General features: G+C 62.2%; 15 protein-coding genes. 13 read left to right on the top strand and 2 right to left on the bottom strand.

The features are described 5' to 3' along the window. The first annotated feature begins 6 nt into the window (after positions 1-6). The 5 genes from CGK93_RS10335 (at position 7) to CGK93_RS10315 (ending at position 5,277) form a co-directional block, all read left to right on the top strand. Positions 7-306 carry a hypothetical protein gene (locus tag CGK93_RS10335; RefSeq protein WP_089594747.1) on the top strand — a complete coding sequence of 100 codons (300 nt, stop codon included), beginning with the start codon at positions 7-9 and terminating at the stop codon, positions 304-306. Beyond that, the gene (gene pdxS, locus CGK93_RS10330) at positions 303-1,220 is read left to right on the top strand and encodes a pyridoxal 5'-phosphate synthase lyase subunit PdxS (RefSeq protein WP_089594746.1); all 918 of its coding nucleotides are present in this window, start codon (positions 303-305) and stop codon (positions 1,218-1,220) included. The genes CGK93_RS10335 and pdxS overlap by 4 nt, the downstream gene beginning before the upstream one ends. Positions 1,221-1,449: 229 nt before the next feature. Continuing rightward, a complete protein-coding gene (locus CGK93_RS10325; RefSeq protein ID WP_089594745.1) occupies positions 1,450-2,496 on the top strand; it encodes a homoserine dehydrogenase in 1,047 nt (348 codons plus the stop codon). Next, a complete protein-coding gene (locus CGK93_RS10320; RefSeq protein WP_089594744.1) occupies positions 2,489-3,904 on the top strand; it encodes an aldehyde dehydrogenase family protein in 1,416 nt (471 codons plus the stop codon). Before CGK93_RS10325 ends, CGK93_RS10320 begins: the two co-directional genes overlap by 8 nt. Further along, positions 3,901-5,277: an aspartate ammonia-lyase gene (locus tag CGK93_RS10315; RefSeq protein WP_089594743.1), complete on the top strand. Its 1,377-nt coding sequence runs from the start codon at positions 3,901-3,903 to the stop codon at positions 5,275-5,277. The genes CGK93_RS10320 and CGK93_RS10315 overlap by 4 nt, the downstream gene beginning before the upstream one ends. 210 nt (positions 5,278-5,487) lie before the next feature. Here CGK93_RS10315 and CGK93_RS10310 read toward each other — a convergent pair whose 3' ends face one another. Continuing rightward, positions 5,488-5,943, bottom strand: a complete 456-nt coding sequence (locus CGK93_RS10310) for an Lrp/AsnC family transcriptional regulator (protein ID WP_089594742.1) — start codon at positions 5,941-5,943, stop codon at positions 5,488-5,490. Further along, positions 5,924-6,868 carry a LysR family transcriptional regulator gene (locus CGK93_RS10305; protein WP_089594741.1) on the bottom strand — a complete coding sequence of 315 codons (945 nt, stop codon included), beginning with the start codon at positions 6,866-6,868 and terminating at the stop codon, positions 5,924-5,926. Before CGK93_RS10305 ends, CGK93_RS10310 begins: the two co-directional genes overlap by 20 nt. Positions 6,869-7,246: 378 nt before the next feature. Between CGK93_RS10305 and CGK93_RS10300 the strand changes: the two genes are divergently transcribed. From CGK93_RS10300 to CGK93_RS10270, 8 genes are all read left to right on the top strand, one after another. Continuing rightward, a complete protein-coding gene (locus tag CGK93_RS10300; protein ID WP_332460083.1) occupies positions 7,247-8,587 on the top strand; it encodes an amino acid permease in 1,341 nt (446 codons plus the stop codon). A 45-nt stretch (positions 8,588-8,632) separates the two neighbouring features. Continuing rightward, positions 8,633-9,025, top strand: coding sequence for a Rid family hydrolase (locus tag CGK93_RS10295; protein ID WP_089594739.1), 393 nt, complete (start codon positions 8,633-8,635; stop codon positions 9,023-9,025). Positions 9,026-9,158: 133 nt separating this feature from the next. Beyond that, entirely contained in the window at positions 9,159-9,395 is a 237-nt protein-coding gene (locus CGK93_RS24490) for a helix-turn-helix domain-containing protein (protein WP_332460082.1), read from the top strand. Positions 9,396-9,397: 2 nt separating this feature from the next. Next, on the top strand, positions 9,398-9,760 hold the full coding sequence (locus CGK93_RS24485) for a cupin domain-containing protein (protein ID WP_332460081.1): 363 nt from the start codon (positions 9,398-9,400) through the stop codon (positions 9,758-9,760). After that, entirely contained in the window at positions 9,753-10,490 is a 738-nt protein-coding gene (locus tag CGK93_RS10285; protein ID WP_089594738.1) for a B3/B4 domain-containing protein, read from the top strand. The genes CGK93_RS24485 and CGK93_RS10285 overlap by 8 nt, the downstream gene beginning before the upstream one ends. A 40-nt stretch (positions 10,491-10,530) precedes the next feature. After that, positions 10,531-10,977, top strand: coding sequence for an Lrp/AsnC family transcriptional regulator (locus CGK93_RS10280; RefSeq protein WP_089594737.1), 447 nt, complete (start codon positions 10,531-10,533; stop codon positions 10,975-10,977). A 33-nt stretch (positions 10,978-11,010) separates the two neighbouring features. Beyond that, entirely contained in the window at positions 11,011-12,228 is a 1,218-nt protein-coding gene (locus tag CGK93_RS10275) for a trans-sulfuration enzyme family protein (protein ID WP_089594736.1), read from the top strand. A gap of 125 nt (positions 12,229-12,353) precedes the next feature. Further along, positions 12,354-12,977 (top strand): flavin reductase family protein, encoded by a 624-nt coding sequence (locus CGK93_RS10270; protein ID WP_089594735.1) that lies wholly within the window; start codon positions 12,354-12,356, stop codon positions 12,975-12,977. The last annotated feature ends 14 nt before the right edge of the window (positions 12,978-12,991 follow it).

Here is a 12,991-nt window from a genome sequence, read left to right as displayed (position 1 = left end):
ACTGACATGAGATCACAGTTTCCGGGCCCGCCCCTCCCGCCGTCCGCCTTGGCAGTCCACCGGGACGATGGTTTCATCCCGCCTGCCAAGCTCGCAGACCTTGACCCGGGAATGCTCATCCGGGCCTTGCGGGACGGAGCCGTATGCCATGCCGGCCCCGTCACCGACGTCTCATCCAAACACGGCCTCCTCTGGATCTTTGACGAACAATCACGGACCCGCAAAATCATCGAAACCCACGAATTCACCATCTTGGCGCGTCTGAAGACCGACAGCACCACCGAAGAGCCAAAGGAACAGCAATGAGTACATCACCCTTCACGCCCTCACCCGCCACCGCCCAAACGGGCTCCAGCCGCGTTAAGCGTGGCATGGCGGAGATGCTCAAGGGCGGCGTCATCATGGACGTCGTTAACGTCGAGCAGGCCCGCATCGCCGAGGACGCCGGTGCCGTGGCTGTCATGGCGCTTGAGCGTGTCCCGGCCGATATCCGCGCCCAGGGCGGCGTGTCCCGCATGTCCGATCCGGACATGATCGATGCGATCATCGCTGCCGTGTCCATCCCGGTGATGGCCAAGGCCCGCATCGGCCACTTCGTCGAAGCCCAGGTCCTGCAGTCCCTCGGTGTTGACTACATCGACGAGTCCGAGGTCCTGACCCCGGCCGACTACGTCAACCACATCGACAAGTGGAACTTCACCGTCCCCTTCGTCTGTGGTGCCACCAACCTCGGTGAGGCCCTGCGCCGCATCAACGAGGGCGCGGCCATGATCCGGTCCAAGGGCGAGGCCGGTACCGGTGACGTTTCCAACGCCACCGGGCACATGCGCAAGATCCGTGCCGAGATCGCCAAGCTCGCCGCTCTTCCCGAGGACGAGCTGTACGTCGCGGCCAAGGAATTGCAGGCCCCGTACGAACTGGTCAAGGAAGTTGCCGCCACCGGCAAGCTCCCCGTGGTCCTGTTCACCGCCGGCGGCATCGCGACCCCGGCTGATGCTGCGATGATGATGCAGCTCGGCGCCGACGGCGTATTCGTTGGTTCCGGCATCTTCAAGTCCGGCAACCCGGCAGAGCGCGCCGCCGCCGTCGTGAAGGCCACTACCTTCCACGACGATCCCGATGTCATCGCCAAGGTCTCCCGCGGCCTCGGCGAAGCCATGGTCGGCATCAACGTCGACGACATCCCGCAGCCCCACCGCCTCGCAGAACGCGGCTGGTAACCAGCCCGGCAAATCCAAAGCACAACGCGGCTTCTCACTGAACGGTGAAGGCCGTGTTGTGCTTTTTTGCGTGAAGGGGTCGGTGCTCTGGACGTCTGACCGATGGGACCGAACTGCCAGCTCCTTTGGCCGTTTCGTCATGCCCGACGAGCGTTTCGCTTCTAGGGAACTGACGCTCCCGGGGCCGAGGCTTAAAGGACAGCATTACCGCCCCATCAAGGAGATCACTGTGACGACTTACAACCTGGCCCTGATTGGTTTCGGAGGCGTGAACCGCGCCTTGGCCGAACTGATCCGCGACGAACCCCAGCGATTCGCTTCCCTCGGGTTCGAGCTCCGCGTCGTAGCCATCACCGACCTTTCCTTCGGCTCGCTAGTCCAGGGCGATGGCATCGATCTGGCCTCCGTCCTCGCCATGCCTCGAGGTTCCTCCTTTGAGGGCCTCCCCGGCGGAAGCCCGGATCCCCGCAACGAAGATGTCATCAAGAACAGCCCGGCCGACATCGTCGTCGAAGCCACCTTCACCAGCCCCATTGACGGGGAACCTGCCGTTTCGCACGTGAAGTGGGCCGTCGAGTCTGGCAAGCATGTCGTGACCACCAACAAGGGTCCCGTGGCCTTGCACGGCCAGGAGCTGAGCAAACTTGCCGCAAACAACGGCGTCCGCTTCGAGTACGAGGGCGCTGTCATGAGCGGAACGCCCGTCATCCGCTTGGCGCACAAGATGCTCGGAGGCCTGGAACTGAACGCCGTTCAAGGGATCCTGAACGGAACCAGCAACTACGTCCTCGGCCGGATGGAATCCGGTCTGCGCCTGGATGAAGCCATCTCCGAAGCCCAGGATCGTGGATACGCCGAAGCAGATCCCACCGCAGACATCGGAGGCTCCGACGTCCGGTTGAAGGTCGCCATCCTGGCCAACGAACTGCTCGGCGCAAACATCCGCCCCAACGACGTGGAAACCACCGGCATCCAAGACATCAAGAGTGATGACGTCGCCCAAGCCTTGGCCAGCGGCTTCCGTTGGAAGCTGATCGGCGAAGCCCGCCGCGAGGAAGACGGTCGCATCGTCGCTACCGTCCAGCCCATAGCCCTCCCGGCCGATCACCCGTTGGCTGGCATTTCCGGTGCCACCAACGCCGTGTCGTTCACCACCGACCTGCTCGGTGCTGTGACTGTGTCCGGCCCGGGAGCCGGACGCGTGGAAACCGCCTACGCCCTCATTTCCGACATCATTGCCGTCGACGAATTCGTCAAAGGAGCCGTCCGTGCCTGAAACAGCCATCGCCGAGACCAAGAGCGAAGCCACGATCAACGATCTGGTGGTGCGCAACAAGTTTGACGGTACCGTTCTGGCCACCCTGTCCCAGTGCACCGAGGCGGATGTGCGTGTGGAGCTCATCCGCGCTGCTGCCTCCGTTCCGGCAGCTGCTGCCATGCCGCGCCATGAGCGTGGCAGGATTTTGGATGCCGCTGCGGAGCTATTGCAGCAGCGGTCGCAGAAGGTCGCCGAACTGATCGTCGCCGAGGCCGGAAAGACCATCAAGCAGGCCCGCAAGGAAGTCTCCCGCGCGGTGAACACGCTCAAACTTTCGGCGGCGGAAACCCGCCGGAACGTCGGCGAAGTCGTTCCGTTCGACTCGTTCGCTGGTTCGGAGAACCGCCAGGGATGGTTCACCCGTGAACCACTTGGACTCATCGCAGCTATCACGCCCTACAACGACGCGTTGAACCTGGTGGCACACAAGCTCGGACCGGCGATCGCCGGTGGCAACTCTGTCATTCTCAAGCCTTCCCAGCTGACACCTTTGACGGCCACCCTCCTCGTGGACCTGCTGCGCGAGGCTGGCCTGCCGTCGGACTTCGTCACTGTTGTCCTGGGTGACCGCACGGTCGCGCAAACCATCATTTCCTCCAAACTGGTTCGCATGGTCTCCTTCACCGGAGGATTCGCCACCGGCCGGGCCATCGCTGCTGACGCAGGACTCAAGCGCCTGTCCATGGAACTTGGCGGTAACGCGCCCGTCATCGTCTTCGATGACGCCGACATTCCGGCCGCCGTGGAGGCCAGTGTGTCCGGTTCCTTCTGGGCAGCCGGCCAGAACTGCATTGGCGCCCAGCGTATCCTTGTCCAGCGGGCAGTCTTCGACACCTTCCTGCATGCCTTCGTCACCCAAACTGCCGCCCTGAAAACCGGCGACCCTCGCAACGAACACACCGATGTCGGGCCGATGATCAGCCACGACTCCGCCGCCGAAGCGAAACGAAAGATCGATGAGGCCGTATCCGCCGGGGCGCAACTGCTGACGGGCGGCACCCTGAACGGGCCGGTCCTCACCCCCGCTGTGCTCACCGGAGTGCCCCACACGTGCGAAGCCTGGAGCGAGGAACTGTTCGCACCGGTTGTCCTTATCGAACCGTTCGACTCGGCCGAAGAGGCCATCGAGCTGGCCAACGACAGCGAGTACGCGCTGCAGGCCGGGGTATTCACCAAGGATCTGGGCCGAGCCCTGGCCACGGCCAAGGCGATCGACGCAGGCGGTGTGATGATCAACGATTCTTCCGACTACCGGCATGATGCGATGCCGTTCGGCGGTTCCAAGTACGGCAGCATGGGCCGGGAAGGCGTCCACTTCGCCTATGAGGAAATGACCCAACCCAAAGTCATTGCGATCGCTTCATGAGCGCAGGGGTCAGAATCGAACAGGACAGCCTGGGCTCCTTGGCCGTCCCCAAATCCGCCCTGTGGGGCATACACACTGAACGGGCCATCCTTAATTTCCCGATCAGCGGCATTCAGTTGGGAACCCACCGGCACCTCATCCGCGCCCTGGCGTATGTGAAGAAGGCCGCAGCCCTGACCAACGCCGAGCTGGGCTTGATCCCAGCCGATATTGGCCAAGCCATCGCGTTGGCCTGCGACACGGTCGCTGCCGGCGAGGTCGACGACGCTTTCCCCGTGGACGTCATCCAGGGCGGGGCCGGAACCTCGACGAACATGAACGCCAATGAAGTCATCGCCAACCTGGCGTTGCAGTCATTGGGGCATCCTCGTGGGGCATATGGAGTGATCGACCCGATCGGGCACGTCAACAAATGCCAGTCCACCAATGATGTTTACCCGACTGCAGTGCGCTTGGCGCTGGTATTCGCTTTGGAGGACCTCCTGGAGCGTCTGGCCCTGCTGTCAGCGGCGTTCGCCCAGCGGGGCCAGGCGTTTGCGGCCATCCCGAAGGTCGGCCGCACGCAGTTGCAGGATGCTGTGCCTATGACGCTTGGGCAGGAGTTCACTGCATTCGCCGTCACGCTCGAGGAGGACCAGCGTCGCCTGCGCGAGGCAGCAGCGCTGCTGCAGGAGTGCAGTTTGGGCGCCACAGCGATCGGTACCGGCATCACCGCGGATCCACGGTATGTGGAGCTCGTCATCGATAGACTCTCAGCGGTAAGCGGGGTCCGGTTGACCCGTGCCCACGATTTTGTCGAAGCAACCTGGGATACCGGGGCGTTCATGACGTTCTCCGGGGCGCTTAAACGCACCGCAATAAAGCTCTCCAAGATCTGCAGCGACCTGCGCCTGCTCTCAAGCGGACCCCAGACAGGGCTCGGCGAGATTCATCTGCCCCCGCGGCAAGCAGGCTCCTCAATCATGCCCGGCAAGGTCAACCCTGTCATCCCCGAGGTCATCAATCAGATCGCGTTCTTCGTCGCCGGCGCCGACGTCACTGTGACCATGGCCGCTGACAACGGACAGCTTCAGCTGAACGCGTTCGAGCCAGTCATCGCCCACGCGTTGCTGCAGTCGCTGAGTTGGCTGACCAACGGCTGCGACGTCCTACGCGAGCTATGCGTGACCGGCATCGAAGCCAACGAGGCGTTGCTTCGTTCCAGGGCACGGGCGTCTACGGCGCAGGCCACGGCGCTGCTGCCGGTCTTGGGTTACGCAGTCGCGGCCGAGGTCGCCCACAGGGCCCTTGTCTCGGGGCAGAGTGTCATGGACATCGCTGTCAGTGAGGGCTTGTTGCTGCCCGAGCAGGTCGAGGCCCTGATGAACGCCTGATCCTCAGGGCATCAAGCTCGCCGGAGCGGACGGCCAGGACAGCAAGTGATGATTGGCACCGAGCTTCTTCCTAGGCCTGCACTTCCGCCCCGGCGCCGCTGAAGGCGCGGTCGCCTCTTCCTGCATTGACCCGCCTGAGGCAAATCCGGCGTTGCGGACATACTCGTTTCCGCAACGCCGGATTCTTTTAATATCCGAAGGGGACAAGCCTCAGCGAGGCACCTGCCTGTCAATCACGGTCGAAAGGGACAGCGCGGTGGTGGTGTCACGGACTCCGGGGAACTCTGAGACCTGCCTCCAGATCTCCTGGATCCTCGCAGCGTCCGGCGCCTCGACCCTGACGATGAGATCAAGCTCGCCGCTGACGACATCGCAGGTGGCGATTTCCGGGATGGCCCGCAAACCTGCAATGACGTCGCTGCCCCGCATGCGGTCATGCCTCTGAATCAACAGCACGGCATTGACGGTGGGGATTCCATCTCCTGCTGATTCTTTGATGGTGTAGCCGTTAATGTAGCCATCACGTTCCAACCGCTCGATTCGCTGCCGAACCGCGTTACGGGACAGCAGCACCTTCTCCCCCAGCTGGGCCAAGCTGATGCGGGCATTGCGCCGAAGCTCGGCCAGAATCTGCGCATCTATTTCATCACGTGGACTCTTCGGCACGGGTGCTCCTGACTGAGGGGGATTGAACATGTGATTGGGCGATCTCGCGCAGAGCATCGATGACGACAGCTACTGCTCTGTGGACAACCCGTTCAGGCCGGATCAGCATGTCCACATGCCGAACTGTCTCCAGGCCCTGGAGAGGCCGCAGCACAACGTCATGGGACGCCGGGATTCGGACCGTGTGCCGGGGCAGTAGTGCAAGATGTCCGCCTTCGGAGACCATGGCCGCGGCAGTGCTGAAGTCGTTGATCCGGTGCACCACCCGCATGGGATGTCCCGCCGCCGCGGCTACGGCGTCCAACATGTCAGCCGGCGAAAACCCTGCGTGCGTCGAAATCCACGTTGTCCCCACGAGGTCTGAGGGTTTCAGCGTCTTCTTCATGGCCAAATCGTGGGACGAGTGCATGGCCACGTCCATGGGTTCCCGCAACAGCGACAACACTGCCAACCTGTCCCTGGGCCAAGGCGGTGTGTGGCTCATCCTATGGCCAATGACGATGTCGTAGCTGGCGGTTAGGGCCGGGAACGAGAGACGGTCCACGTCTTCATCGACGCATTCAACCACTGGGAACCCTTCCGTATTTTCCAAGGCCGCGAGGTCAGGAAAGAACGTCATTGCGGCGCTGTGGAAGGCGCTGACGTGCACTGTTCGGTCGATACCGCCAACGAATTCATCCACTGTTGCCTCCGCCCGGGTGATCGCTTCCGAGACGGCGATAGCCGCGACCGCAAGAGCCTGACCCGCGTCCGTGAGTTCCACGGAGCGTCCACGCTTCTGGGTCAACGGTGCCTTGAATTTGCGCTGAAGGGCCCCGAGGGACTGCGAAACCGCGGACGGACTGACCCCCAGGGCGCGGGCTGTAGCGGCCACACTGCCATGATCACCGAGTTCACGCAAGACGCTGAGTTGGTACGGATCCATAAGGGTTACCTAAATCATTGATTAGAACATATGCCATTGGTATGGTGCTTAATCCTATCTAGCATTGACACAAGTCACAGCCAGCCGTCCCACCAGACGCGCTGCGTGACCCACTCCCCGACGGGATCCAACATCAACAATTCGGCTCCCGCTGTGTTCAGAACTTGTCTTTGCCGATCTCCGGTCAGGTGCAGGAGCCTCTCCCGTACTTGACCCCTCCTGCCTTGCGCCACGGACGCCGTGGAGGCGGGACTGCTTGACCCTCGGTCAGGCCATACCGCTAGGAACTTTCAGATGTCTTCACTTCGCCACGTTCTCTTTCGCAGAACGACACCAGGAACGCAGCAATCCACGGAGCAGCCAGCACTGGCGCGCAGCATGGGAACCTTCCAGCTGTCCATGCTGGGCATCGGCGCCACCGTGGGAACGGGAATCTTTATCGTCTTCTCCCAGGCCGTTCCCGTCGCCGGTCCGGCAGTGATCTGGTCCTTCGTGATCGCCGCGGTCGTAGCCGGACTCACCGCTCTCTGCTACGCAGAGATGGCCAGTGCCATCCCCGCCTCCGGCTCCTCCTATTCCTACGCCTACGCGACACTGGGCGAGTTCCCGGCCCTCGCCGTCGGCGCCTGCCTCCTGCTGGAGTACGGGGTCTCGGGGGCAGCTGTCGCCGTCGGTTGGTCCGAGTACCTGAACCAGGCTCTGGAGAACCTTTTCGGGGTCCGCATCCCCGAGGCTTTGTCCAGTGCACCCGAAGCCGGCGGCGTAGTGAACCTGCCCGCCATCGCCCTGGTTGCCATGTGCACGCTGTTACTGGTGCGCGGTGTGAGCGAGTCAGCGAAAGCCAACGCAGCCATGGTGATGATCAAATTGGCCGTCCTGGTGATGTTCATCGTCATTGGGGTAACGGGGTGGAACCAAGACCACTTCTCCAACTTCGCACCGATGGGCATAGCCGGCATCACCGGCGCCGCCGGCATCATCTTCTTCTCCTACATCGGGCTGGACGCGGTCTCCACCGCAGGAAACGAAGCCAAAAACCCGTCCCGCACCATGCCACTGGCCATCCTCATCACCCTCGCTGTCGTCACGGCCCTGTACATCGCAGTCGCCGTGGTGGCCATCGGAGCCCAGGAAACCCGGGCCTTCGAAGGCCAGGAAGCAGGTTTGGCGGAGATCCTGCAGACCGTCACCAACGCAAGCTGGCCCGGCACCATACTGGCCCTGGCCGCCATCGTCTCGATTTTCAGCGTGACCCTGGTCGTGCTGTACGGACAGACGCGCATCTTTTTCGCGATGAGCACCGACGGGCTCGTGCCGCCAGTGTTTTCCCGCGTCAACGCCCGCACCCGGACACCAATTGCCGGCACTTTCATCACCGGTTCGGCTGTCGCCGTGCTCGCAGGCTTGCTGCCTATCAGCTTCCTTGCCGAGATGACCAGCATTGGCACTCTGGTCGCGTTCATCGTGGTGGCGCTGGCCGTCATCATCCGACGCGCCCAATACCCAAACCAACCCGCTCCGTTCAAGGTCCCGCTCTACCCGGTCGTGCCGATTCTCTCCATCCTCGGCTGCCTGTGGATCATCAAAGATCTTCGTCCGGTCACGTTGATCGCATTCATCGCATGGCTCCTGCTGGCCACCGCGTTCTACTTCACCTACTCCATCGGCCACTCCCGACTACGCCAGAGGCCGCCGAAGGAATCACTCCCCGTTCCATAAGCCACGCCACATTAACTTCCACTATCAAGCAAGGGAAAGACGAACATGTCCGTAAACCGCGTCATCGAATCACCCAACGCCCCGGCGCCGGTCGGCTCCTACAGCCAGGCCAAACAGATCGGCCGCTTCCTCCAAGTCTCCGGTCAAATCCCCATTGACCCCCAAACGGGCGGCATTCTCCAGGGCAGCGTCACCGAGCAGGTGTCGCAGGTTCTTGCCCAGATCGACTCGATCCTAATCCACGCCGGCGCCCGCTGGTCCGATGTGCTGATCAGCCGCGTCTATCTCTCTACGGATCATGACTTTGACGAGTTTGACGCCGCCTACGGCCGGCATGTACCCAAACCCTATCCGGCCCGTGTGACGGTCGGAGCCGAACTGGTTCCTGGTGCTCTCGTGGAAATCGAAGTCCTGGCCGTACTCCCGGACACTGCATAACCTCCTTTACCCGAACCGGACCGGGTTCAAAGTGAGCCGCCACCGCAACATCGCAGTGGCGGCTCAGTTGTTTCTACATGGATCTGTCGGGCAGGTCTTGAAAAGTGCACTTCAAGTGCAGTATGCTGCATTTATGGATGAAAACATCGCAACCCTGGCCTCAGCCATCGGGGTACGGGTCAAGCAGGAGCGTCAGGCACGCCGCTGGACCCTGGACCAGCTCGCGGAAGCTGCCGGTGTGAGCCGACGCATGCTCGTCAACGTGGAACAGGCAACAATGAACCCCAGCGTCGGCACGCTGTTGCGGATCAGCGACGCCCTCGGCGTAGGACTCCCGGACCTGGTCCAGTCCCCGAACCCAAGGCCGTGAAGGTGACCCGCAAGGGCGAAGGCGCCGTGCTGTGGAGCAGCGATTCAGGCGGACGCGGAGTTCTCGTCGCCGGAACCGAACCGCCAGAAGTTGTTGAACTGTGGGATTGGACGCTGGGCCCCGGTGACCAGCACTCCAGCGAGGCACATACGCCCGGCACGAAAGAGCTGTTGCAGGTTCAAGAAGGAACAGTCACGGTTGTCGCCGGGGACCAGACGGTCACTCTGGAAGTTGGCGACTCGGTCTCCTTTCCTGGTGACGTAGCCCATTCGTACTCGAACGACAGCGCCAAGGCCGCACGGTTCTCCCTCGCCGTTTTTGAGCGAGGCGTCGGGTCAGGGCATCGGGAGACTGGCAATGCATAGCTCCCAAACTCTTCAGGAACTCCTCAACCAAGCACACGTCGCCCCCGAGGTATTCGAGCTTCGACCCGACTACCGGGCCCTGCTGATCGCCGTCGACGGGCTCGTCCCGGAACCCAGCGATGAAGCCGGCAATGCTTTGCTGGAACAGGCTGAGGCCGCTGCCCGGGCCGCACTGAGCCAGCAGAAAGTCGAGCACCTCCCGCACGTTGCTGCGTGGCGGGAGGCGTACCAGTCCTTCGGAGCCAAGCCCAACCGCACCCGCAACAGCCTCGAAGCATTGGTCCGCCGTGCGGACGCAGGTCTCCCCCGGGTCAACAGGCTCACCGACCTTTACAACGCAGTCTCAGTGCTGCACCAGATTCCGCTCGGCGGCGAGGACCTCGCCAGCTACCGCGGAGCACCGCGGCTGGTCCGCGCAACGGGCCATGAACCCTTCGAGACCGTGGCCAGCGGTGAACCACTCATCGACTACCCGGACGCAGGTGAAGTCGTTTGGTGCGACGAGGATGGGGTCACTTGCCGCCGCTGGAACTGGCGCCAAGGCCGCCGCACGCAACTGCGCGACGACACGACCTCGGCGTTGTTCATTCTCGACGCTCTCGAACCGAAGACCACTGAAGCTCTGCTTGCCGCTGGCAAGGACCTCACAGAGCACCTGCTCCTCCTGGGGCCGGAAGTCGTTACCGCTCAGCAACTGGTTCAATCCGACGGCCACAAGCCAGGACAGTAACCGGAGCGAGGACGCCGTGAACGTACCTGAGCCGGACCCGATGGACCTGAAAATCCTGGGCATTCTGCAGGACGAAGGCAGGCTTCCGAGCGCAACGATCGCCCTACGTACCGGCCTGACCAAAAGCCAGTGCGCCGAACGGATCTTCAGGCTCGAACTGGACGGGCACATCGGCGGTTACACGATCATCCGCGACTATCCCGATCCAACCACGAGGCCCATAACCGCCGTCATCAGAATTGTGCAGGTGCCGGGGCGCTCTGGGCACGACCTGCAACGCAGCTTGAAGTCCATCCCGGAAATCATCACAGCCGAACTCGTCGACAACGCCCACACAGTTCTCCTGAGGCTCCAGGTCCCCGACCTTGATCGGCTCGACAAGATCACCACCTTTTTCAAAGTTCAGTCAGCGGTACTGGCCCTCGACGTATCAACAACCCAACCCCTTTTCTGTCATCGCCCGACACCTCAAACCATTGGCCTCTGACGATGCATACCCATCCGAAAGGAAACACCAGCAATGAAGCGAAACCCGGATAAGCACAACCGTGACTCCGTCCATGACTACACCTGGGCGGTCCATGGTGGAAACAACATCGACAAGGGCACCGGCGCCCTCCGCACCCCGCTGATCATGGCCAACTCCTACCTGTTGCCCGAGGACCCGTCCGACATGGACTGGTCGAGCGTGGACGACGGATTGGTCTACAACCGGACGTCCGGTGCGAACTCGGTGGCGCTTGAAACCAAGCTTGCCGCCATGGAAGGCGCCGAAGCCGCCGCCGCCTTCGCCACAGGCGTGGCGGCACTGCACGGAATCTTCTTCAGTCTTCTCAAAGTCGGCGATCACGTAGTGGTCTCCAACGTCACATATGAAGCTGTCTACCGCCTGTTCGGCGAGCTCCTCCCCGAGAAATACGGGATCGAAGTTACCTTCGTGGACGTGGCTGACCTTGAAGCTGTCCAGGCCGCGGTGCGCCCCAACACTAAGCTCATCCACGCTGAAACCATCGCCAACCCGACCACCAAGGTCGCCAACGTGGCGGCCTTGTCCCGCATCGCCAAGGATGCGGGCGTACTGTTCAGCATCGATGCCACGTTCACGCCGGCCCCGTTCTACCGGGCCCTCGATGACGGGGCCGATCTGGTCGTCCACTCACTGACCAAATACATCAACGGCCATGGCGACGCCATGGGCGGGGTGGTAGCCGGTCGCCGCGAGCTCATTCAGCACATCAAGCACGAAGCCGTCGTCGAGGTCGGCGGTGTGATCTCACCCTTCAACGCCTGGATGATCATGCGCGGCTCCGTCACGTTGCCGTTGCGACTCAAGCAGCACTTCTCTAGCGCCGAGAAAGTAGCTGCGGTCCTGGAATCAGACCCACGGGTCGCCTATGTCCTCTACCCGGGCCTTGCATCCCACCCACAGCACGAAACCGCTGCCAAACAATTCGCCGGACGCGGCTACGGCGGAGTCCTGGCCTTCGCCGTGGACGGTGACTCCGACACCCAGAACCGTTTCGTCAACAACCTGCAGGTCATTACCTCTGCAGTGTCCCTTGGCCATGATGAATCTTTGATCGTCCACGTTGGCCCGGACGCACGCGGAGGGTCAGAAAACTACCCTGCCTCGTTCCACAAGTACGGCCACATGCGTCTTTCGATCGGCCTTGAGGACGCCGAAGATCTCGTTGACGACATCCTCAATGCCCTGGACAAGACGTTCCCCGGGCAGTAGCTACCGCTGAATGCACGAGCCTGGGACGGGGCGCCTGATAAGGCCCCCGTCCCAGGCTTTGTCGTCGTTACCTCCACCCTGTTTGCCCCAGACCGAATCCGATCCGCGCCTAAATGAAAGAACCCATGATCACCCCTGAACACATCACCATCGAGCCCAACGTCCTCTACGTCGGAACCCCCGTCATGCTGCTGTGCACGGAGAATGCCGATGGATCACCCAACATTTCACCCGCCTCCTCGTATTGGGCACTTGAGAAGATGCTGGTGCTTGGGCTGCTCGCCGACGGCCACACCATCGCGAACCTTCATGAAAGGCCGGAACTGACAGTAAACTTCCCCGGACCTGAGCTGTGGCAGCGCATCGAATCCATCGCCGACACCACAGGTTCAGACCCTGTACCCGAGGCGAAATCTCCACGCTATGCACATGAAAAGGACAAGCTCGGCCGAGCTGGCCTGACGAGCCGAGCATCCGATACGGTCGCTCCCCCGCGCATTCAGGAATGTGCCCTTCAGTTCGAAGCCAAGGTTCGCCGGGCCAGCAAAGGTGTGGGTAACTACTTCATGGTCGAGGCCGAAGTGGTCCGAGTCCACGCCAACCCAGGCATCGTCGTTCCTGGAACGAACCACATTGATCCGCAATCGTGGGAACCCACCATTTACAGCTTTCGCCACTACTTCGGTCTCGGCGCTCAGCACGGGTTCCGTCCCACGAGCGACACTGTCTCCCTCGTCCAACTGGCCTAGAGCCCGCTGAGTGG

It is taken from the genome of Arthrobacter sp. YN (assembly GCF_002224285.1).
Taxonomy (GTDB): domain Bacteria; phylum Actinomycetota; class Actinomycetes; order Actinomycetales; family Micrococcaceae; genus Arthrobacter.
This window is presented reverse-complemented; position numbering and strand designations above follow the sequence as displayed.